At 73.6% G+C, this 18959-nt stretch carries 19 protein-coding genes; 2 read left to right on the top strand and 17 right to left on the bottom strand.

The features are described from left to right. Nucleotides 1-153: 153 nt before the first annotated feature. The 14 genes from SPI96_RS03235 to SPI96_RS03170 form a co-directional block, all read right to left on the bottom strand. Nucleotides 154-1038, bottom strand: a complete 885-nt coding sequence (locus SPI96_RS03235; protein WP_321080930.1) for a hypothetical protein — start codon at nucleotides 1036-1038, stop codon at nucleotides 154-156. After that, complete coding sequence (locus SPI96_RS03230) at nucleotides 1028-3331, bottom strand: cytochrome c oxidase assembly protein (RefSeq protein WP_321080929.1); 2304 nt, start codon at nucleotides 3329-3331, stop codon at nucleotides 1028-1030. Before SPI96_RS03230 ends, SPI96_RS03235 begins: the two co-directional genes overlap by 11 nt. Nucleotides 3332-3391: 60 nt before the next feature. Next, nucleotides 3392-4813, bottom strand: a complete 1422-nt coding sequence (locus SPI96_RS03225; RefSeq protein ID WP_321080928.1) for a Dyp-type peroxidase — start codon at nucleotides 4811-4813, stop codon at nucleotides 3392-3394. Then, on the bottom strand, nucleotides 4800-5429 hold the full coding sequence (locus SPI96_RS03220; protein WP_321080927.1) for a copper chaperone PCu(A)C: 630 nt from the start codon (nucleotides 5427-5429) through the stop codon (nucleotides 4800-4802). The genes SPI96_RS03225 and SPI96_RS03220 overlap by 14 nt, the downstream gene beginning before the upstream one ends. 109 nt (nucleotides 5430-5538) lie before the next feature. Beyond that, nucleotides 5539-6213, bottom strand: coding sequence for a copper resistance protein CopC (locus tag SPI96_RS03215; RefSeq protein WP_321080926.1), 675 nt, complete (start codon nucleotides 6211-6213; stop codon nucleotides 5539-5541). Between the two features lie 85 nt (nucleotides 6214-6298). Beyond that, a complete protein-coding gene (locus SPI96_RS03210) occupies nucleotides 6299-6964 on the bottom strand; it encodes a hypothetical protein (protein ID WP_321080925.1) in 666 nt (221 codons plus the stop codon). 203 nt (nucleotides 6965-7167) lie between these two features. Next, complete coding sequence (locus SPI96_RS03205) at nucleotides 7168-7443, bottom strand: HU family DNA-binding protein (RefSeq protein WP_321080924.1); 276 nt, start codon at nucleotides 7441-7443, stop codon at nucleotides 7168-7170. 433 nt (nucleotides 7444-7876) lie between these two features. Continuing rightward, nucleotides 7877-8182 carry a 30S ribosomal protein S14 gene (gene rpsN, locus SPI96_RS03200; RefSeq protein ID WP_321080923.1) on the bottom strand — a complete coding sequence of 102 codons (306 nt, stop codon included), beginning with the start codon at nucleotides 8180-8182 and terminating at the stop codon, nucleotides 7877-7879. A 1-nt stretch (nucleotide 8183) separates the two neighbouring features. Then, nucleotides 8184-8351, bottom strand: coding sequence for a 50S ribosomal protein L33 (rpmG, locus tag SPI96_RS03195; RefSeq protein WP_017488899.1), 168 nt, complete (start codon nucleotides 8349-8351; stop codon nucleotides 8184-8186). A gap of 1 nt (nucleotide 8352) precedes the next feature. After that, a complete protein-coding gene (gene rpmB, locus SPI96_RS03190) occupies nucleotides 8353-8589 on the bottom strand; it encodes a 50S ribosomal protein L28 (protein ID WP_321080922.1) in 237 nt (78 codons plus the stop codon). A 372-nt stretch (nucleotides 8590-8961) separates the two neighbouring features. Then, nucleotides 8962-9480: a MarR family winged helix-turn-helix transcriptional regulator gene (locus SPI96_RS03185; protein ID WP_321080921.1), complete on the bottom strand. Its 519-nt coding sequence runs from the start codon at nucleotides 9478-9480 to the stop codon at nucleotides 8962-8964. A gap of 264 nt (nucleotides 9481-9744) precedes the next feature. Then, complete coding sequence (locus SPI96_RS03180) at nucleotides 9745-10494, bottom strand: VIT family protein (RefSeq protein ID WP_321080920.1); 750 nt, start codon at nucleotides 10492-10494, stop codon at nucleotides 9745-9747. Nucleotides 10495-10572: 78 nt separating this feature from the next. Beyond that, nucleotides 10573-11826 carry an alpha-hydroxy acid oxidase gene (locus SPI96_RS03175; RefSeq protein ID WP_321080919.1) on the bottom strand — a complete coding sequence of 418 codons (1254 nt, stop codon included), beginning with the start codon at nucleotides 11824-11826 and terminating at the stop codon, nucleotides 10573-10575. A gap of 75 nt (nucleotides 11827-11901) precedes the next feature. After that, a complete protein-coding gene (locus SPI96_RS03170) occupies nucleotides 11902-13272 on the bottom strand; it encodes an MFS transporter (protein WP_321080918.1) in 1371 nt (456 codons plus the stop codon). A 38-nt stretch (nucleotides 13273-13310) separates the two neighbouring features. On the opposite strand from SPI96_RS03170, the gene SPI96_RS03165 reads away from it, so the two are divergent. Next, nucleotides 13311-13982 carry a GntR family transcriptional regulator gene (locus SPI96_RS03165; protein WP_321080917.1) on the top strand — a complete coding sequence of 224 codons (672 nt, stop codon included), beginning with the start codon at nucleotides 13311-13313 and terminating at the stop codon, nucleotides 13980-13982. Nucleotides 13983-13998: 16 nt separating this feature from the next. On the opposite strand, the gene SPI96_RS03160 is transcribed toward SPI96_RS03165, so the two are convergent. Further along, on the bottom strand, nucleotides 13999-15150 hold the full coding sequence (locus SPI96_RS03160) for a glutathione S-transferase family protein (RefSeq protein WP_321080916.1): 1152 nt from the start codon (nucleotides 15148-15150) through the stop codon (nucleotides 13999-14001). A 12-nt stretch (nucleotides 15151-15162) separates the two neighbouring features. Here SPI96_RS03160 and SPI96_RS03155 point away from each other — a divergent pair, with 12 nt between their 5' ends. Beyond that, the gene (locus SPI96_RS03155; protein ID WP_321080915.1) at nucleotides 15163-15972 is read left to right on the top strand and encodes an MBL fold metallo-hydrolase; all 810 of its coding nucleotides are present in this window, start codon (nucleotides 15163-15165) and stop codon (nucleotides 15970-15972) included. 72 nt (nucleotides 15973-16044) lie between these two features. On the opposite strand, the gene SPI96_RS03150 is transcribed toward SPI96_RS03155, so the two are convergent. Both SPI96_RS03150 and SPI96_RS03145 read right to left on the bottom strand, forming a co-directional pair. Then, nucleotides 16045-17019, bottom strand: coding sequence for an amino acid oxidase (locus SPI96_RS03150; RefSeq protein ID WP_321080914.1), 975 nt, complete (start codon nucleotides 17017-17019; stop codon nucleotides 16045-16047). A 231-nt stretch (nucleotides 17020-17250) separates the two neighbouring features. After that, nucleotides 17251-18900: a mechanosensitive ion channel family protein gene (locus SPI96_RS03145; RefSeq protein WP_321080913.1), complete on the bottom strand. Its 1650-nt coding sequence runs from the start codon at nucleotides 18898-18900 to the stop codon at nucleotides 17251-17253. Nucleotides 18901-18959: the final 59 nt, after the last annotated feature.

The raw sequence follows: 18959 nt of genomic DNA, 5'->3' as shown, positions 1-18959 counted from the left end.
CGGTCGTTTCCCAGTCGTCCGGCGACATAACAGCGCGGCTGCACCGCTGTTTTGTCGCCGGGCGGCTGGAAAGTGGGGCGCGGGGAGGGAGGGGCTCGGCGCGGGGAGGGAGGGGCGCGGGGTCGGGAGCCGGGGCGAGCTCGAGAGGGCCGGTCAGCCGGCGCGCAGCGCTGCGGCGAGAACCTCCTCGGCCATGAGCGTGAACTGCCGCTCCCCCACCGCCGGCTGCCCTGCGAAGGACACCATCACCACCTCGTCCGGGGTGACGGCGGTGAGCACCTGCGCGGTCAGCTCCGGGGCGCCCTGACCGGTGCGGGTACGCCGCCACACCAGCCCGGACTGGGCGGGGCTTCCCTCGGAGAGGGCCGCCGCATCCGCCTGCACCACATAGACGGTGGAGGTGCCGCCCTCGTGCACGGTCATCTCCATCCGCCCGCAGTCCGTCAGCAGCCGGTTCACGGTCTGCAGATGCCGCTCCACCTGCTGCCGCCCGGGCCCGTCCAGGCGGGCAACCTCCACGGTGCCGGTGCCCTGGAAGGACTCGGCGCCGACGTCCACCCGGCTCGCCTGCTCCTGGTCCAGCAGGATCGGGGAGAAGTCCAGGGCGGCCAGCGGTGCGGCGCAGACCTCAGGGGCGACCTCCGTCCGCCCGGTGTCCTCGGCCCGGGCACGCCCGTCCTCGCGGGCCGTGCGGATCTCCTCGGCGCTCGCGGCCTGCTGCCGGATGAACCCGAAGGTCGCGGCCCGGGCGGCGGCGGCCTCGGCCATCACCTGGTCGGGCCGGTCCCCCAGGTTCAGAGCGGTGGGTGCGGCCTGTGTGACCGACGACGACGGCCCCGCCCCCTGGGCGCCCCCGGCGGACTCCGCCTCGGGTCCGACGGAGCAGGCGGTCAGGGCCAGGCCGGCCGCAGCCAGCACAGCCACGGGGCGGGCGGCCAGGGCGCGGGTGGACGAGGTGCGGACGGCCGGAGTGCGGAACGGCAGAGCGCGGACGGCCGGGGCCTGTACTCGGCGGTGGAGAGTGGGGTCAGCGCTCACGCGGCGGCTCCGGGAAGGTCGGGTCAGACGGGGAAGTCGGGTCTGACGGGGGAGTCGGGGCGGGCTCGCCCGAAGGCGGGGCGGGCCGATCCGCGGCGGCCGCGGCCGGCGTCGTCGTTCCCGAGGAGACCGGCGCCGCAGTGCCGGCGGCCCGAGCCGGGACGGGCTCGTGCAACGCGGCGTACATCTCATTCCAGCGGGCGAGGTCGGCGTCGCCGTCGCGGTCGGCCTTGCGGTCCATGCGGCGGGCGACGCGCTGATCGCTGCGATACCAGAGCACCGCCACCGCCACGGCCATCAGCACCGTGGGGAACTCGCCGATGCCCCACATGATCGCCCCACCGATGCGCTGGTCCGCGAGCGCACTCGGGCCCCAGTCCCTCCCCATGTTCCCGAACCAGGAGGCCTGCAGCACCCCCGTGGAGCCGGTGAGGGCCACCCCGATGAACGCGTGGAACACCATGGTCGCCAGCAGCAGCACCAGCCGCAGCGGGTACGGGGGACGCCGGGGCAGCGGATCCGCGCCCACCATCACCAGAGCGAACACGAACCCGGTGAGCAGGAAGTGGAAGTTCATGAACTCATGCCCCACATGCTCGGACAGCGCGAACCGGAACACGTCCGTGTAGTAGAACACCAGGATCGCCCCGGCGAAGTGCACACCCGCCACGATCGGGTGCGTCACGAACGCCCCCCACCAGGAGTGCACGATCCACAGGATCCACTCGCGCGGCCCCCGGGAGCCGTCCGTACGCACCGGCAGGGAGCGCAGCGCCAGGGTGATCGGGGCGCCGAGCACCAGGAACAGGGGCGCCACCATGGTGAGGGTCATGTGCCCCACCATGTGCGCGCTGAACAGCACCATGCCGTAGATCGCGGGCGCCCCGGAGGTCACCCAGGCCAGGACGGCCAGGCCCACCAGCCAGCAGACGGTCCGCAGCACGGGCCAGCGGTCCCCGCGGCGGTGCAGGCGCACGGCGGCGCCCACGTACCAGACGGCGAGGAACACGATGATCGCCACCCACAGCCAGTCCGGGCGCCACAGGGTCAGCCAGCGCTCCGGGGTGGGCTCGGGCGGGAGGTCGTAGCCGGTGAGGATGCGGGCCGGGGTGGCATCCGGGGCGAGCTCCTCGGACCGCGGCGGGGCGGTGCGGGCCAGGACGGCGGAGACGCCCATCACGGCCGTCATCAGCACGGCCTCGACGGCCACGAGCTGCCACAGCAGGCGCCGGGCGCCGGGGCCGCCGTCCAGACGCGGAATGATCCACCGCCGGTGCGTCAGGCCGATGGCCCCCAGGGCCGCCACCGCGCCGGCCTTGACCAGCACGAGCGTCCCGTAGGGGCTGAGCAGCTGGCCGGGGTCCTCCATGCGGATCCACGCGTTCACCGCGCCGGAGAGCACCACGGTGGTCAGGCCGAGCCCGGCCAGCACCGAGTACCGGCGCACCACGGCCTGCACGAGCGGCACCTCGGGGGTGCCGCGGCGGCCGGTGGAGGGGCGGCCGGCGGAGGCGCGCACCGGGGCGTCCCGGCGAGAGAGCACCCCGGAGAGCACCGCGAGGGCGAGCAGCCCACCCACCCAGGTGACCACGCCGAGCAGGTGCAGGCCGATGGAGCTGACGGCACCGAAGTGGTCCTCACCGCCGGCCCCGTGGCCGATCAGTGCGAGCGGCAGGATGCCGAGCATCGCGAGCACGCCCGTCCAGAACAGGCCCAGGGCCCCGCGCACGGCGACGGCCAGGGTGGTCACGACGGCGGCGATCACCGTGATCCAGAACCAGGCCCGGCCCACGGAGATGTCCCGGGCGTAGGCCATGAGCCCGGCGCCGAAGTCCGGGCCGGCACTCACGGGGATGCCCGCGAGGTCCGAGTAGGAGAGCACCCCCACGGTGAGCGCGGCGACGGTCCACACCCCGGCGGACACGGCCGCGGTGTTCAGGGCGCGGCGGAAGGCCGGGTGCTCGGCGGCGTCCTCGGCCCGCCCGACGCGCGGGGGCACCACACCGGCGGCGAGGAGCAGCGCACCGATGGTCAGGGACATCGCGGTGTGCGAGACGAAGGTGGCCACGGGCACGCCCCAGCGGGTGAGCGCGCCCGGCTCGGAGAGCGCACGGGGGGCGGTGATCCCCGTGACCCAGGCGGCCAGCACCAGGGCCAGCACACCGACGACGGCGGCCGCCACGCCCACCCAGGCGGGCACACCGCGGCGTGCGGCGGCCTCGGAGCCTCTCGAGTAGGACGGGGTTGCGGTGCCGCGCCCGGGGCGCGGAGTCGTGGCGGAGGTGGCGGGCATGGGCCCATTCTCCCACCGCGGGGCGGGGCCCGGGGCGCCGGTGGGCGCCCCGGGCGGGGATCAGGAGAAGAGGGCCTCGCCCACGAACCCGCCCTCGGCGCAGCCGGGCGGGACGGCGAACACCGCGGACCCCACCGGGCGGGTCCAGATGTTCAGGTGGTCGGACTCGGCGAGCCGGGCCTGCACCGGCACGAACTGCCGGTCCACGTCCGCCTGGAAGGCGGCGAAGATCAGGCCCGCGCCCGTGCCGGAGGCGCCCGCGCCGTCGTCGTAGTTGTAGCCCCGGCGGAGCATCCCGTACTCGGGGGCGTCCATGCGCGCCCGGCGCAGGTGGGAGATGTCGGAGATGACGGGCAGGCCCGTGGGTCCCACGGCGGCGAAGTCCGGGGCGTCGTTCTCGTGCTCGCCCGTCAGGGGCGCGCCCGAGCCCAGGCGCCGGCCGATCACCTTCTCCTTGGCGGGGCGGTCCAGTTCGTCCCACGTGTCCATCAGCATGTCGATCCTGCGGATCACCAGGGAGGTGCCGTCCGTCATCCAGGGGGCGATGCCGGCGGCCTCGGCCTCCGGGCCTGCGCCCCACACGATCCGCTCGAGCGCCGGCGACTCGGCCTGGGGGTTGGCGGTGCCGTCCACCTGGCCGAACAGGTTGCGCATGGTGGTGCCGGTGGGGTGGGCGCCACGCGCGGCACGGAAGCCCTCCTGCACCCAGCGGACCTCGGCGAAGGGGCGGGCCACCTTGCCCAGCATGCGCCGGGCGTGGGCCACGGAGATCCGGTCGTCGCCGCAGATCTGCAGGAGCAGGTCCCCGTGAGACCAGCGGTCCTCCAGCGCGTCGATCTGCTCGAAGGCCGGCAGCGGGCCCAGCCACGCCGGCGCCCGCTGCGGCGCCACGCGGGCCACGAGCTCCGGGCCGAACGCGAACGTCACGGTGAGCCGGGCGGGCGCGGCGGCGAGCTCGGGCTCGGTGTCCGCGAGCGTGGCGCGCCCCTGGGTGAGGCGTGCGGCATCGTCGGTGAGCAGGCGCAGCAGGGCCTCGATCTGGTCCCGGTCCGTCTCCGGCTTCAGGTCCAGGGCGAGGAACACGGCATGGGTCTGCGCGGGGGTGTCGATCCCGGCCTGACGAGGCCCGAAGAACGGCACCGTGTCCGTGCCCATGGGCGAGCTGACGGCCACGCGTGAGGCCTCGCCCCCGGGCTCGGCCCAGCCGGCGCGGCCGACCTCCCCCTCGATCCCTGTGTCCTCCATGACGCCCGACGGCGAGGGGTCGGAGGAGGGGGCGGGCCCGCCCGGGGCGGGGGCCGCCTGCGCGGCCCCCGCCCCGTAGCCGAGCGCCCCGCCGAGCAGCCCGCCGCCGGCCGCGCCGAGGCCGAACAGGAGGCCGCGGCGCGAGGGCCCGGCGGCGGGGGCATCGCCGTCGGGGGCGTCCCCCGCCCGCGTGTCCTGGTTCCGGCCGTGTGCCGGGTCGGGGTCAGTGGTCCCCATGGCCACCCTCCATGGCGCCCGAGGCCTCGCCGCCGTGGTAGGACTCGTTCGCGCCCGTGAACGGGCGGGCCACCGAGGTGACCTCGAGGACGGCCCCGTCCTCGGTCTCGAGCTCGTAGGTGACCTCGTCGCCGGGCTGGATCGGCTCGGTCAGCCCCATGAGCATCACGTGGTTGCCGCCGGGGGTCAGCTCGAAGGTCTCGCCGGCCGGCACGGTGAAGCCGTCCGGGGTCTGCTGCATGAGCATCTGGCCGTCCTCGTCCGGCACCATCTCGTGCAGCTCCACGCGGTCGGTGAGCGAGGAGGTCACGGACACGACGTGCACGTCCTGGTCCGAGGTGTTCTCAAGGATCCCGAACGAGCCGGTCATCTCCCCGTCCGTGGCCTTGGTCCACGGGTCGGTCATGGTCAGGGGGGCGTCCTCCGAGGCCGTGGCGGACGCGGCCCCGCCCGTGGACTCGGATCCCGACGGCGACGCGGTCACCGCGCTCGATGCCGCTGAGGCGGGCGCGGACTCACCGGACCCGGCGCACGCGGTGAGGCCGAGGGCGCCGGCCGCCAGCACGGTGGCGAGAGAGAGACGACGGGTGGAGGGAAGGGTGTTCTGGGTGGTCATGGGAGTGTCCTTGTCAGGAGGCGCGGGGCGGTGGACGGCGCAGCCCATGGGGCCGGCACCGGGAGGGGACCGCCGCCCACGGTGTCAGGGCAGAGAGGTGCGCTGCGGCTCAGCGGTGGTCGAGGGCGCGCGCCTTGCGGCCCAGCACGGCGAAGCCCACGCCGATCACGGCCAGGCCCGCCAGGCCCGCTGCCCACACCCAGCCGGGCACGGCCGAGCCGGTGGTGTCGGCGGCCGCAGGCTGATCCGGGGCGTCCGGGGACGCGGCGGGATCGGCGTCGCCGGCGACGGGCGCGTCCCCGGAGTGTGAGACGGGGGGCTCCGCGGGGTCGCCCGGGGTGCCGGCGGCGGCCAGGCCGCAGCCGGACGGAGCGGTCCCCGGGGCCGGGGCCTGCGGGTCCTCCACCGTAAAGTCGAGCGAGCGCTCCTCGGAGTGCCCGTCGGAGTAGACGACGCGGTAGGCCACGTCGTACTCCCCCCGGGGCAGGTCCGCGCACAGCGGCGCGGTGAGGGTGGGCCCGTCCACGGTGGCCGCGCCGTCCTGCCACTGATGGCCGGCGGCGTCGGTCACCTGCACGAGGTTCTGGATCCCCTGGCCGTCGATCAGCTCGCCCGAGAAGGTGAGGGTCACGGCCTCGGGGGCCTCGGTCAGGGTGGCACCGTCCGCGGGGACGGCCTCGACCAGCTCGTCGTGCGCGACGGCCGGGCCGGCCGCCGCGGCCGCGATCGTCGCGGTGACGGCGCAGGCGGCGAGGGTGGCGTGAAGGGGATGATGCTGGGGCATGGAGTCCTCCCCGGCCCGGTCCGGCGGAGGCCGGCGGGCCGAGTCGCTGGGGCGGGGGGCACGCGGACGGCCGGGCCCGAGGGCGTCAGGCCGCGAGGACGAGGGCAGGCGGGCCCCGCCGCCCCGGGGTGCCGAGGACCAGCAGCGGACCGACGGGACGCAGGACGCGCATCGCCGGGAGACGGAGGGGGCGCGGGGTGACCACGGGCCCGGTCAGGAGGAACGCCAGGAGACGCAGCGCCGGCACGGCCGCGAGGGCCTGCTCGGCCGCAGCCGCCAGGACCCGCTCGCCGTGACGGAGCACCGCCGCGGTCAGCAGGGCGGCCGCCACGTGCGCGCCCAGCATGCCGGCCCCGTGCCCGTCGCCCGCCGCGGCGGTCGCGCTCACGGTCAGGGCCGGGCCGGAGTCCGCGGCGAGGTGACCCACGTGCGCGGGATCCACCCCGGCGGCCACGTGCACCGCGTGCGCCCCGCCCGCGACAGCGTAGAGCGCATGGAAGATCCCCTGGGCCGCCAGGACGGCCAGGAGGGTGCGCCACAGAGAGAGGGTGCGCCCGGCCAGGGCGGTGGTCACGGGGGCGGCCAGCACCGCAGCGAAGGCCATCAGGGCCAGAGGCGGCAGGGGGCCGCCGACGGCGGCGGAGTGGGAGGCGGCGGCGAGCGCCGTCATCACGACGGCGCCGGCCCCGCCGCGGAGCAGTCGGGCCGGCCCGGCCACGGCGCGGGAGGACGGCGGGGTCATGGCGACCATGGGCTCCTCCTCGGCTCGGCGGGCGGCGGACGGACGCGGCCGGCGTCGTGATCCGTGGGGGCCCAGTCTACGCCGCCGGCCAGGGCCGCCGCCCCGGGGCCGCACACGACGACGGGCGCCCCCTCCGGCTGGGAGGGGGCGCCCGTCGTCGTGCTCACCGGCGCCCGAGGTGGGCGCGGTGCGGGCCGCGAGGGCCCTCATGCTCACTCGGAGGCGGCGGCCTTGAGCTTGGAGCCGGCGGTCACCTTCACGGAGTGGCCCGCAGGGATGGTGATCTCCTCACCGGTGCGCGGGTTGCGGCCGGTGCGGGCCTTGCGCTCGGTGCGCTCCACGGCCAGCCAGCCGGGGATCGAGACCTTCTCGCCCTTCTTCACCTGGGCGGTGAAGACGTCGAAGAGGGCGTCCAGGACGTCGCTCACGGCGCCCTGGGTGTTGCCGGAGCGCTCGGCGACGGCGGCGACGAGTTCCTTGCGGTTCATGTCCTTGGTTCCTCCCTGTGGGGACTGTGGGAATTGAGAGCACCGGACCTCGCGGCCGGGCGTCTACGTGCGAACGTACCATCCGCGCGGCTCGCCCGCCCGCTCTGAGCCGCGAGATCGCGCGGATTCCCGGCATCCGGCGTCATCTCCGCCCGTGCCAGGGGCCCTGCACCATCCCTCCCCCGCCCCCATCTGCCCCCGCTGCTCCCGCTGCGGGGGCGAGAGTGTCCGGAATTCGGGCGGAATTCCGGTCCCTTTCGCCCCCGGAGCGCTGATGGGAAGGGAGAGGGCGGGGAGCGCTGATGGGGAGGGGAGAAAGCGAGGAGCGCTGATGGGGAGGGAGAGAGGGCGCACGCACGACGACGGCGGCGCCCCTCGCGAAGAGGGGCGCCGCCGTCGTGTGGTGTTCAGAGCCCGGGGACCGGGCCGGAGGTCACCAGGAGGACTTGGTCACGCCGGGCAGCTCGCCGCGGTGGGCCATGTCGCGGAAGCGCACACGGGAGATGCCGAAGCGCTGGAACACGGCGCGCGGGCGGCCGTCGATGGCGTCGCGGGAGCGCACGCGCACCGGGGAGGCGTCGCGGGGCAGCTTCTGCAGGCCGACGCGGGCGGCCTCGCGGGCCTCGTCCGACGCGTTCGGGTCCACGAGGGTCTTCTTCAGTTCGAGGCGCTTCTCGGCGTTGCGGGCGACGATGGCCTTGCGCTGCTCGTTCTTGGCGATCTTGGACTTCTTGGCCATCTCAGCGCTCCTCTCGGAAGTCGACGTGCTTGCGGACCACCGGGTCGTACTTCTTGAGAGTGATGCGATCCGGGTTGTTGCGACGGTTCTTGCGGGTCACGTAGGTGTACCCGGTGCCGGCGGTGGACTTCAGCTTGATGATCGGACGAACGTCCTTGTCCTTGGCCATGTCAGAGCTTCACTCCCTTCGCGATGAGCTCGGCGACGACGGCGTCGATCCCGCGCACGTCGATGGTCTTGATCCCCTTGGCGGACAGCGTCAGCGTGACGTTGCGGCGCAGGGACGGCACCCAGTAGGTCTTCTTCTGGATGTTGGGATCGAACCGGCGCTTGGTGCGGCGGTGCGAGTGGGAGATGCTGTGGCCGAACCCCGGCCCAGCCCCGGTCACCTGGCAATGTGCTGCCATGATCACTCCTCGTGGCAAGTAGTAGTAAAAGGACGGGCGGAACCCGCAATGCGGCCCCCGACGGACACGAGAACGTGACCTCCGACGGCCTGTGAGCCCCGCCCCGGGTGTGGACACCGCACTCTTACTGCGACTTCTCGAAAAGGTGAACCAGGCTGGGTGAGAGCCAACCGAAGTGCCTTCAGATCGCTGGTGTGGACGGTGAGCCCCGACGCCCTGTCAGGACGTCGGGATCCGGTCTGCGGGAGCGCGCTGCCTTTCCGACCCGGGCCCTCGACGAATCGCCGACGGCACCTGGGAACAGCACGCGTGCGCCGTTCCATGGTACGCGAGTGCGCCCCGCCGATCAAACCCGCCGACCCGGGGCGGCCGTCAGTCGTCGGACTCGGACGCACCCCCGGGGCCGCCGGACGAGTCCCCCACGGAGCCGTCCACAGCCACCTCCTCGCGCGCCTCCTGGGGCCAGCGCTCCTCGTTGAGAAGCCAGTGCCCCTCACGCAGCCCGGCCAGCAGGCGCAGGGTGAGCCGGGTGTACTGCTCCAGCTCCTCAGCAGTGAAGGCGTCCAGGAACACCTCCCGGGTGATCCGCCGGTACGGGCCGCGCGCGTTCTCCAGGCGCTCCATCCCCACCGGGGTGACCGTCACCAGGGACACCCGCGCGTCCTCCGGGGAGGTGCGGCGCGTGACCCACCCCCGCTCCTCGAGCCGCCGCACCACGTGGGACAGACGCGAGAGCGAGGAGTCCACGTAGTGGGCGGCCGCGCTCATCGGCAGGTCCGGCCCCTGACACCCCAGGACCGCGAGGAGGTGGAACTCGAAGGGGGTGAGGCCGGCGCTGCGGTGCAGATCGGTCTCGAGATGCGCCGTCACGGCCAGCGCGGTCTGCACCATCGCCGCCCACGCCAGACGCTGCTCCTCCGGGAGGGGCGCCTCCGGGCACGGGCGGATGAGATGCGGACCCTCGGCGCCACCTGCGGTCTCGCCCCGGCCCCCTGTTCCTTGTCCGCGATGATTCATGCAGGACATCGTGGCAGGTCAGCCGGGGATTCACGAGCGCAGCGGCGCGCCACCCTCGCCATATGACGGCGATGTGACACCGGGCATGCCCTCGTCGGTGCGCGCTCAGCCCGCCGAGGGTCCGGGCAGGGGTTTCGCTCAGGCCACGGAGGTGCCGAGCAGGGCGCCCACCGCGAAGGTGAGGGCCAGGGCGAGGCCGCCGCCGACCACCACGCGCACCGTCGCACGGGCAGGCGGGGCGTCTCCCAGCCGGGCTCCCACATACCCGGTGCAGGCCAGGGCGAGGAGGGTGACGGCGAACGTGGCCGGCACCCGCACGTCCACCGGCACCAGCACGATGGTCAGGAACGGCAGCAGCGCGCCCACCAAGAACGCCAGGAAGGACGCCCCAGCCGCCGCCCACGGGCTGACGACGTCCTCCTCGGCCATGCCGAGCTCCATGCGCAGATGGGCGGCGAGGGCGTCGCGGGAGGTCAGCTCGCGGGCGACCGTCTCCGCGGTCCCCCGGGAGAGGCCGTCGGCCTCGTAGAGCTGCACGAGCTCCTCGAGCTCACCCTCGGGGTCCTCCTGGAGCTCACGGCGCTCCTTGGCGATCAAGGCGCGCTGGGAGTCGGAGGAGGAGGACACGGAGACGTATTCACCCAGAGCCATGGACACGGCACCGCCCACGACGGCGGCGGCGCCGGCCAGCAGCACGGGGGTGACGGCGGTGGTGGCCCCGGCCACGCCGACCACGGTGGCGGCCACGGAGACGATGCCGTCGTTGGCGCCGAGGACGCCGGCGCGCAGCCAGTTGAGGCGGGCGTGGAGGCCGCCCTGATCGTGGGGCTCATCGGGACCGCCGGGGTGAGGCCCGGAAGGATCAACAGGTGCAGAGGTGTGCGACATAGCACCCATCGTGACCCTCCCCCGCACATCCCGCCACGCAGGTGAGGCGCACCTGAGTGGCGCAGGCCACTCAGGCGCTCAGCCCCGCAGCCAGGGTGCGCGCACGCTCTCCGGGGTGAGGTCCGCCGTCGTCGCCGCCCCCATGAGGGACATCGCCACCCGCACCTCCTGGGCGAGCAGCTCGATGACCCGGCGCACCCCCTCCTGCCCGCCAGCCATGAGCCCATACAGGTAGGCGCGACCGATCAGCGTGAAGTCCGCCCCCAGCGCGAGCGCCGCCACGATGTCCTCACCGGTGGTGATCCCCGAGTCCAGGATGATCGGCACCTCCGGCCCGGCCTCCGCACGAACCTCCGGAAGGGCCTGCAGGGAGACCGGGGCCCGGTCCAGCTGGCGGCCGCCGTGGTTGGACACCACGAGCCCGTCCGCCCCGGCATCCAGCGCCCGGCGGGTGTCCTCGCGGGTCAAGATGCCCTTGACGAGCAGCTGGCCCGGCCACACGGAGCGGATCCACTCGAGGTCCCGGATGCTCAGGGTGGGGTCGAACATCCCGTTGACGATGGTGGGCAGGTCCCCCGAGGAGTCCGAGAGGGAGGCGAAGGTGAGCGGGTCCGTGGTCAGGAAGTTCCACCACCACTCGGGCCGGTAGGAGGCGTCCGCGAGGGTCCGCAGGGTCAGGCGGGGCGGGATGGTCATGCCGTTGCGGACATCGCGCAGCCGCTGACCGGCCACGGGCGTGTCCACCGTGACCACCAGGGCCCCGTACCCGGCGGCAGCGGCACGGTCGATCAGGTCCCGGGCCCGGTCGCGATCCCGCCACAGGTAGAGCTGGAACCAACGGTCACCCTCGCCGGAGGCCGCCGCGGTCTCCTCGATGGAGCGGGTGCCCATGGTGGAGAGCGTGAAGGGGATGCCCGCAGCCGCCGCGGCCGCCGCGCCGGCGTCCTCACCCTCAGAGTGCATGAACCGGGTGAACCCGGTGGGGGCGATCCCGAACGGCAGCGCCGAGTGCGCCCCGGCGATCTCCACGGACAGGTCCGGCTCGGCCACCCCGTGCAGGATGCGCGGCAGCAGCTCGACGGAGTCGAACACCTCACGCGCCCGGCGGGCGGTGATCTCCCGCTTGGCGGCGCCGTCCACGTAGTCGAACGCGGGGGTGGGTGTGCGGCGGCGGGCGATCGCACGCAGATCGGCGACGTCGGCCGCCCTGGCGAGGCGGGCACGCCGGCCCACGGCGGGGGCGGAGAGCTTCAGCAGCGGGGCGAGCTCGGCGACGTCGGGCAGCTGGCGGCGCAGGCGGGTCAGCCGGGCGGAGCGGGGCAGGGAGAGCATGGGGAGGGGCTCCTTCGGAGAGTCGGGTGGACAGTGGCAGGCGGGGCAGTCAGTGCGCTGCGCGGGGCGGGGCGGTCAGTGCTCCGCACGGGGATGGGTGCGCCGCCAGAGGAAGACGGCCAGGGCCGAGCTGAGGCAGCACACCGAGACGAAGGCGGCGGCCGGCCACCACGCTCCCCCGGCCTGGGAGACCAGCCAGGCGGCCGCCATCGGGGTGAACCCGGCGACGAGCGCACCATTGGCCTCGCGGGCGATCCCGATGCCGGAGAAACGCTGCCGAGGTGGGAACAGGCCAGCCAGGAACGCACCCTGCGCCCCGGAGGTCAGGGAGATCACGCATGCGTAGCCGCCGGCGATCACCAGGCCCGCGGTCAGCGCAGAGCCCGAGGACAGGCCGGTGAACAGGGCGAACACGTAGCCGGCACCCAGCAGGGAGCCCAGGGCGACGACGGTGCCGGGGTCGAAGCGGTCCGCCGCCCACCCGCCCAGCGGGGTGGCCACGACGCCGGCCAGGGAACCGAGCGTGACGGCGGCCAGGGCCTCCGGTCGGCTCAGCCCCACGGCCTCGGAGGTGAGGAAGGACAGGGCGAAGACGGCCATCGTGTAGTTCAGGGCGTTGTGGCCGGTGATCGAGAGGAAGGCCACCGCGAGCGCGGAGCGGCGGGTGCGCAGCAGCTGCATCGCCGGGGTGCGCTCGCGCTCACCACGGGCGGCAGCACGCTCCTGGGCGGCCCGGTACTCGGGGGTCTCATCCAGGCGGCGGCGGATGAACCAGGCCAGCACGAACAGCACCGCGGAGGCCAGGAACGGCCACCGCCAGGCCCCGGCCAGCAGGGCCTCGTCCCCCAGGGAGGCCACCCCGAGGAAGGCTGCGGTGGCCAGCGCGATGCCGGCCGGCGGGGTGGAGAGCACGAGGGAGGTGTAGAGGCCGCGGCGGGAGGGCGGGGCGAACTCGGCCACGAGCGTCATGGCGCCGGCGAGCTCGGCGCCGGCGCCCATCCCCTGCAGCAGACGCAGCAGGACCAGCAGCACCGGTGCGAGCACACCGATGGCGGCGGTGGTGGGCAGCAGGCCGATGCCCACGGTGGCCACGCCCATCAGCAGGATGGTCAGGAGCATCGCGGGGCGGCGGCCGTGGCGGTCGCCCAGGTGCCCGATGAGCGCCCCGCCGAGGGGGCGCGCCACGAAACCGACGGCGAAGGTGGCGAACGCGGCCAGGGAGGTGCCGGCGTCGGCGTCGGCGAAGAAGAGCGGGCCGATCACGAGCCCGGCGGCGGCCCCGTAGAGGGCGTAGTCGTACCACTCGATGAGGGTGCCGGTGACGGCGGCGGTGAGGGCGCGGCGTGCCCCGGGGGTCATGTGGGTCTCCCCCGCGGCGGCGTCGGGGCCCGGTGCGGGGGTGTTCCCTGCCGGGGAGTCGGCACGGAGGGGGCGAGTGGTGTCCATGAAATATCTTTCTATCATCGCGGTGTAGAGTCCACAACATGGCCGAGGGGCAGCAGAAACGGACACCGCGCGGACGCCGTGTGCTCACAGAGCTGCGCGAGCTCATCCTCACCGGGCGGATCGCTCCCGGCGAGGTGCTCGTGGAGCCGCAGCTGGCCGAACGCTTCGCCACCTCCAAGACACCCGTGCGGGAGGCCCTGCACGTGCTCGCCGCCGAGCGCCTCGTGACCGTCCTGCCCAAGAAGGGCTACCTCGTGGCCACCATGACCCCCCAGGACCTGGCCGAGGTGCTGGACCTGCGGATGCTGCTCGAACCCCACGCCGCCGCCGAGGCCGCCCGGCACGCCTCCGCCACCGACCTGGCCCGCCTGCACGAACTCCTCGAGGCCCAGCGCCGCACCCCCGACCCCATCGAGCGCATGCAGCACGCCGCCGGCCTGCACCGCGCCCTCACCCAGCTGGGGCGCAACACGCGCCTGGCAGCCTCCCTCGAACACTGCTTCGACGAGACCGCCCGCGCCCACCACGTGCTCGGCGAGCTCAACGCCCACATGGAGACCGAAGTGGAGCTGCGCGAGCACGCCCAGATCCTGGACGCCGTCGCCGCCGGGAACCCCGAGGCCACCCATGCGGCCATGCAGGACCACCTGCGCACCATCCACACCGTCACCCTGCAGCACTGGTCCCAAGGGCACGGCCTCTGGGACTGAGCCCGGCGGCAGCGGTTCAGCGCAGCGGCGTGTGCTCCGGATCCACGCGCTCCCCCTCACGCACCGGGCCGGGAGCGGTGCCCTCACCGAAGGGGCACCCATCCCCGAGCTGGTCCCGGTGGTGCGCCGTGAGCCAGCCGGACAGGTCCGGGCCCTGCGGGACGATCCCGGTGGGGTTCACGTCCCGGTGCACCTCGTAGTAGTGGTGCTTGATCTGCACGAAGTCGATCGTGTCCCCGAAGCCCGGCGTCTGGAACAGGTCCCGGGCGTAGCCCCACAGGGCCGGCATCTCGGTCAGCTTGTTCCGGTTGCACTTGAAGTGCCCGTGGTAGACGGCGTCGAACCGGGCGAGCGTGGTGAACAGACGCACATCCGCCTCGGTAATGCGGTCGCCCATGAGGAACCGGCGCGTGGTCAGGCGCTCCTCGAGCCAGTCCATCGCGGCCCAGAGCCGCCCGTAGGCCTCGTCATAGGACTCCTGCTCGCCCGCGAATCCGCACCGGTACACGCCGTTGTTCACCTCAGTGAACACACGATCGATCACCTCGAACATCTCGTCGCGCTCCGGCCCGGCGTCGGGGATCAGCTGCGGGGCACCCTCGCGGTGGTGGGCAGTCCACTCGGTGGAGAAGTCCAGGGTGATCTGCGGGTAGTCGTTGGTCACGACGCCGCCGCTGGGCACATCCACGATCGCCGGCACCGTGATCCCGCGCGGATAGTCCGGGAACCGGGCGAAGTAGTTCTCCTGCAGCCGCTCGGTGCCGAGCACCGGGTCCCGGCCGCCCTCGTCGAGGTCGAAGGTCCAGGAGCGCTCGTCGTGGACGGGGCCGGGCATGCCCACCGAGATCACGTCCTCCAGGCCCAGCAGGCGCCGCACGATGATCGTCCGGTTCGCCCACGGACAAGCCCGCGCGGCCACGAGCCGGTAGCGGCCGGCCTCCACCGGCCACACCTCTGCTCCCTCGGTGAGTCCGCCGCCCACGCGGCCGACGCGCGAGTACTCCTCGGCGGGCAGCGCACGCACCGCCTCCGGGTCCGCGACGATCCGGTCCGTGATGTAGTTGGTGTCCCGCTCGTAGCCGCCGGCCTCGATGTAGGACCCGCCGGAGGGGGCCTGCGTCCCAGAGTCGGCGGACGGGTCGGCCTGGGTGCTCGTGGTGTTCTCCATACACTGAAGCGTATGACCGCCGCCGTGCAGACCCCAGGGCCCACCCCCGCCCCGTCCGTGCGCTGCGTGACCGCGCACAACCCCTCCCCCATGACCCTCGCCGGCACGAACACCTACGTGCTGGCCGCTGAGGACGCGGCCGGCGTCGTGGTGGTGGACCCCGGACCCGCAGAGGACGCCGAGGCCCACCTGGCCCGGGTGCTCGCCGCCGCAGGGGGCCGGCCCGTGGGGCTGATCCTGCTGACCCACCGGCACGCCGACCACACCGGAGCGGTGGAGGCCTTCGCCGCCGCCACGGGTGCACCCGTGCGCGCCGGACTGCCCGCCCTCTGCCGCCACGCCCCCGCCCTGGAGGACGGGGAGCTGATCGACGCCGGCGGGGTGCGGATCGAGGCCTGGCACACCCCCGGGCACACCTCGGACTCGTTCTGCTTCGCCCTGCCCGGCACCGGCCCCCACGGTGCCGCACTCACCGGGGACACCATCCTGGGCAGCGGCACCACGATGCTCGACTTCCCGGACGGCACCCTCACCGACTACCTGGCCACCCTGGAGCGCCTGGAGGAGGCCGGCCCGCTGACCGTGCTGCCCGCCCACGGGCCCGTACTCCCCCGGCTGGACGTGGTGGCCCGGGAATACACGGACCACCGGGAGGGCAGGCTGGCGCAGATCGAGCGAGCCCTGGACGACCTCGACGAGGACGAGGCGGACCGGATCACCGCCGCCGAGCTGGCACCACGGATCTACCCCGGACTGGACGGACGCATGGCCCAGGTGGCCGAGCAGGTCCTCGCCGCACACCTGGCACACTTGCGGCGCTGAGCCGGCCAGCAGCGGAGCGGGCCGTGAGCGGAGCGGGGGCGTCGGGGGCTCAGACCCAGGCGGACGGGCTGCTCAGCAGGCCCGGTTGTAGATCGTGGAGCTGGTGATGAGCTGGTTGGTCAGCGTGGTGGAGGAGGCCATGCCCGCCGGCTGACGGGTGTAGGCGATCGTCGCGGACTGGACGTACGAGGTCAGCGTGAAGGAGGTCCAGCCGTAGTTCGGGACCACCTGGATGGCGGCTGGCATGATCTCGGTCTGGCCGTAGTAGATCGTGCCGCTCTGGGTCACCTTGTAGGCGACGGTGGTCCGGTAGGTGATCGTGCCGGTCACTTTGAGGGAGCCGTCCGCCTGGGTGGTGATGGTCGGCGCCGTGATGGACCACGAGCCCGCCACCACCTGGTTGGCCAGATGGGTCGTGGAGCGTTGGACCGTGGTGCGGGTGCCGGAGAGGGCCTTGGTCCAGCCCTGACCGGCGATACGGATGTTGTTGGCCGTCCAGGAGGCACTGGCCGGCAGGATGATCTCGACGTCCGTGGTGAACGTCGCCCCGCTCTGCAGCGTGGCGGTGGAACCGGCCACATAGCCGGTGCCCGTGTACTGACTAGTGGTGGGCACAGACCACCAGAAGCCCGACGAGCTGGCGTAGGCGCCGTTGGAGCCCGAGGCCGAGTTGGTCACCGGAGTGAAGGAGCCCTCACCGTTCCGGAAGAGATCCCCGTGCGTGTGGCACTGGGACGCATCGTTCCAGTTGATGTCGGCCTCGGGGTTGTTCCCGGCCTTCACGGCCGCAAAGTACGCGGAGGGCGAGGTGGGGTGGATGGTGCCGGTATTGTCCGTGCCGTTGTAGCCCAACGTGCCGCCGTTCATGCCGGTGGTGACGAACAGGCCGTACTCGGCACCCACACCCGCGGGGGTGAGGCTCACCGCGAATGCGGGAGCGGCGGCCACCCCAGCGACCACAGGCACGGACCATGCCAGGCCCTGGGTGACGGTGCGGCGGCTGACGGCGGCCGGGGCGTTGGTCGAAGACGGGCGGGAGAGGTTCATGGGGAGGTTCCTTCACTGCACAGAGGACGGCGTCAGGCGGGGGGCTCATCCCAGCAGGGGCTGACCCGTCGACGGCAAGTGACTCCACAGTACGCACACCCTCCCGGGCCGTGTCCAGCCTTTGTTCGCCCATGTCACAGGGTGAGACGAACTCGCGGCCGGGGCGTCGTCACCGGTCTCAGGAAGCGGACTTCCCCCGCCTCTCAGCCCCCGGTTCCGTGCGGCGCCGGCTCAGCGGCCACCGGAATCCCCGTCCCCACCGCCGTCGCCGGGCCCGTCGCCCTCCTCCGAGGGGCTGAGCTCGGCGTACTCGCCGTCCGGGCGACGCCGGATGTCATGGGAGCCCTGCCCGGAGGCCACCGCGTCGATGCGCTCCTGCTCCCCGGTCTCCTGACGCTCCCGCTCAGCCTGCCGGGCACGGCGCTCGGCGTAGGCCTCCTCACCGGGCCCGGCCATCTCCTGGTTCCGCTGCACGGCGGTGATGGACCCGGTGTACAGGGAGGCGTTGCCCCCCGCCCGTGCCAGCGGCACCGACCCTGTGCGGGGCCGGGTCCCCGCGCCCGCCTCCGCCCCCGGGTCCACGGGGATGATGGGCAGCGGCCAGGTGCGCGGCGGCGGCTCCTTCCCGCCCCGGGCCGATCCCCCCGGCACCACACCGGCCCCGGACGCCGCCGGATCCCCACCCCCCGGCGCGGAGGGCGCCGACGGTGCGGGGCCGGCGTCGGGCACGGCCGCATGGCCCATAGGAGGCTCCACGAACCGCTGCGTATAGATGCCCTCCGGGTACTCGGCACGCAGGAAGCCCACAAGGTCCTCCCGCACCAGGCAGCGCAGATCCCACAGATCCCCGGAGTTCCGCGCGGAGACCACGGCACGGATCCGCACCATGCCGCCGACCGCGTCGATCACCTGCATGGCGTTCTCCTTGCCGTCCCAGAGCTCCGTGGACTCCAGCAGCTCAGTCAGCCGGTCCCGCAGGGCGTCCATCGGCACCCGCCAGTCCACATCCATCATCACGACGCCGGACACCGCCGCCCCCGTGCGCGTCCAGTTCTCGAAGGGCTGACTGGTGAAGAACGAGGACGGGTACACCATGCGCCGACCGTCCCACACCTTCACCACCACGTTGGAGAGGGTGATCTCCTCCACCGTGCCGAACACACCCTGCATGTCCACCACGTCCCCCACCCGGATCGAGTCCGTGAAGGCCAGCTGGAAGCCGGCGAACACGTTGGTCAGGGTGGACTGCACCGCCAGGCCGGCCACCACCGAGATCAGACCGGCCGAGGCCAGCAGACCGGCACCGAGTGAACGCACCTCCGGGATGGTCAGCAGCACCGCAGACAGGGCCACCGCGACGATCACCGCGTTGAGCACCCGCCGCAGCAGGATGGTCTGGGTGCGGATCTTGCGTGCACGGCGGTCATTCACCCCCGGCTGGTGGTAGCGGCCGAGGATGCCGTCCTCGACCGTCCCCACGATCCGCAGCGCCGCCCAGGCCGCGGACGCCGCCACCGCCACGAGCACCAGGAACGAAGCCCAGCCGTACCAGGACTGGCCCTGCGCCATCACAGTGAGCGCCACCCGGGAGAACAGCAGGCCGACGAACACCACCACCGGGGTGGAGACCTTCGCCGCAGCGGCCCGGAGCCCCGGCTTCCGGAACAGGGCGGCCCGCACGGCCAGGAACAGCACGAACGTGATGGCCCCACCAGCCAGGAAGGCCCCGAGCACCGCCGTCACCGTGCCCCACTCCACACCGAGCGCGGCCGCGGTGGCGTCGGCGCCCTGCTGCACGTCCTCCCCGACGGACGGGGGCACCACCTCACCGGTGAGCACGATCTGCGGAGGAGCGGGGACGGCGGGGACGAACAGTGGCATGACCTCAGTCTGACACCGGCGCCCGGACGTCGCCCAGGACGGAGCACAATGGAGCCTGA

The sequence above is a fragment of the Micrococcus sp. genome (assembly GCF_034179925.1).
Taxonomy (GTDB): domain Bacteria; phylum Actinomycetota; class Actinomycetes; order Actinomycetales; family Micrococcaceae; genus Micrococcus.
Note: the sequence above shows the minus strand (reverse complement) of the source record. Positions and strands in the feature narration are given on the sequence as shown.

Coding starts and splice junctions, on each gene's coding strand:
- SPI96_RS03185 (WP_321080921.1), bottom strand. CDS start 9,480: ATGGTGCAGACCGCGCTGGCCGTGACGGCGCATCTCGAGACCGATCTG.
- SPI96_RS03205 (WP_321080924.1), bottom strand. CDS start 7,443: ATGAACCGCAAGGAACTCGTCGCCGCCGTCGCCGAGCGCTCCGGCAAC.
- SPI96_RS03220 (WP_321080927.1), bottom strand. CDS start 5,429: ATGACCACCCAGAACACCCTTCCCTCCACCCGTCGTCTCTCTCTCGCC.
- SPI96_RS03175 (WP_321080919.1), bottom strand. CDS start 11,826: ATGCTCTCCCTGCCCCGCTCCGCCCGGCTGACCCGCCTGCGCCGCCAG.
- SPI96_RS03180 (WP_321080920.1), bottom strand. CDS start 10,494: ATGTCGCACACCTCTGCACCTGTTGATCCTTCCGGGCCTCACCCCGGC.
- SPI96_RS03215 (WP_321080926.1), bottom strand. CDS start 6,213: ATGCCCCAGCATCATCCCCTTCACGCCACCCTCGCCGCCTGCGCCGTC.
- SPI96_RS03160 (WP_321080916.1), bottom strand. CDS start 15,150: ATGGAGAACACCACGAGCACCCAGGCCGACCCGTCCGCCGACTCTGGG.
- rpsN (WP_321080923.1), bottom strand. CDS start 8,182: ATGGCCAAGAAGTCCAAGATCGCCAAGAACGAGCAGCGCAAGGCCATC.
- SPI96_RS03225 (WP_321080928.1), bottom strand. CDS start 4,813: ATGGGGACCACTGACCCCGACCCGGCACACGGCCGGAACCAGGACACG.
- rpmG (WP_017488899.1), bottom strand. CDS start 8,351: ATGGCCAAGGACAAGGACGTTCGTCCGATCATCAAGCTGAAGTCCACC.
- SPI96_RS03145 (WP_321080913.1), bottom strand. CDS start 18,900: ATGCCACTGTTCGTCCCCGCCGTCCCCGCTCCTCCGCAGATCGTGCTC.
- SPI96_RS03170 (WP_321080918.1), bottom strand. CDS start 13,272: ATGGACACCACTCGCCCCCTCCGTGCCGACTCCCCGGCAGGGAACACC.
- SPI96_RS03165 (WP_321080917.1), top strand. CDS start 13,311: ATGGCCGAGGGGCAGCAGAAACGGACACCGCGCGGACGCCGTGTGCTC.
- SPI96_RS03150 (WP_321080914.1), bottom strand. CDS start 17,019: ATGAACCTCTCCCGCCCGTCTTCGACCAACGCCCCGGCCGCCGTCAGC.
- SPI96_RS03230 (WP_321080929.1), bottom strand. CDS start 3,331: ATGCCCGCCACCTCCGCCACGACTCCGCGCCCCGGGCGCGGCACCGCA.
- SPI96_RS03155 (WP_321080915.1), top strand. CDS start 15,163: ATGACCGCCGCCGTGCAGACCCCAGGGCCCACCCCCGCCCCGTCCGTG.
- SPI96_RS03210 (WP_321080925.1), bottom strand. CDS start 6,964: ATGGTCGCCATGACCCCGCCGTCCTCCCGCGCCGTGGCCGGGCCGGCC.
- rpmB (WP_321080922.1), bottom strand. CDS start 8,589: ATGGCAGCACATTGCCAGGTGACCGGGGCTGGGCCGGGGTTCGGCCAC.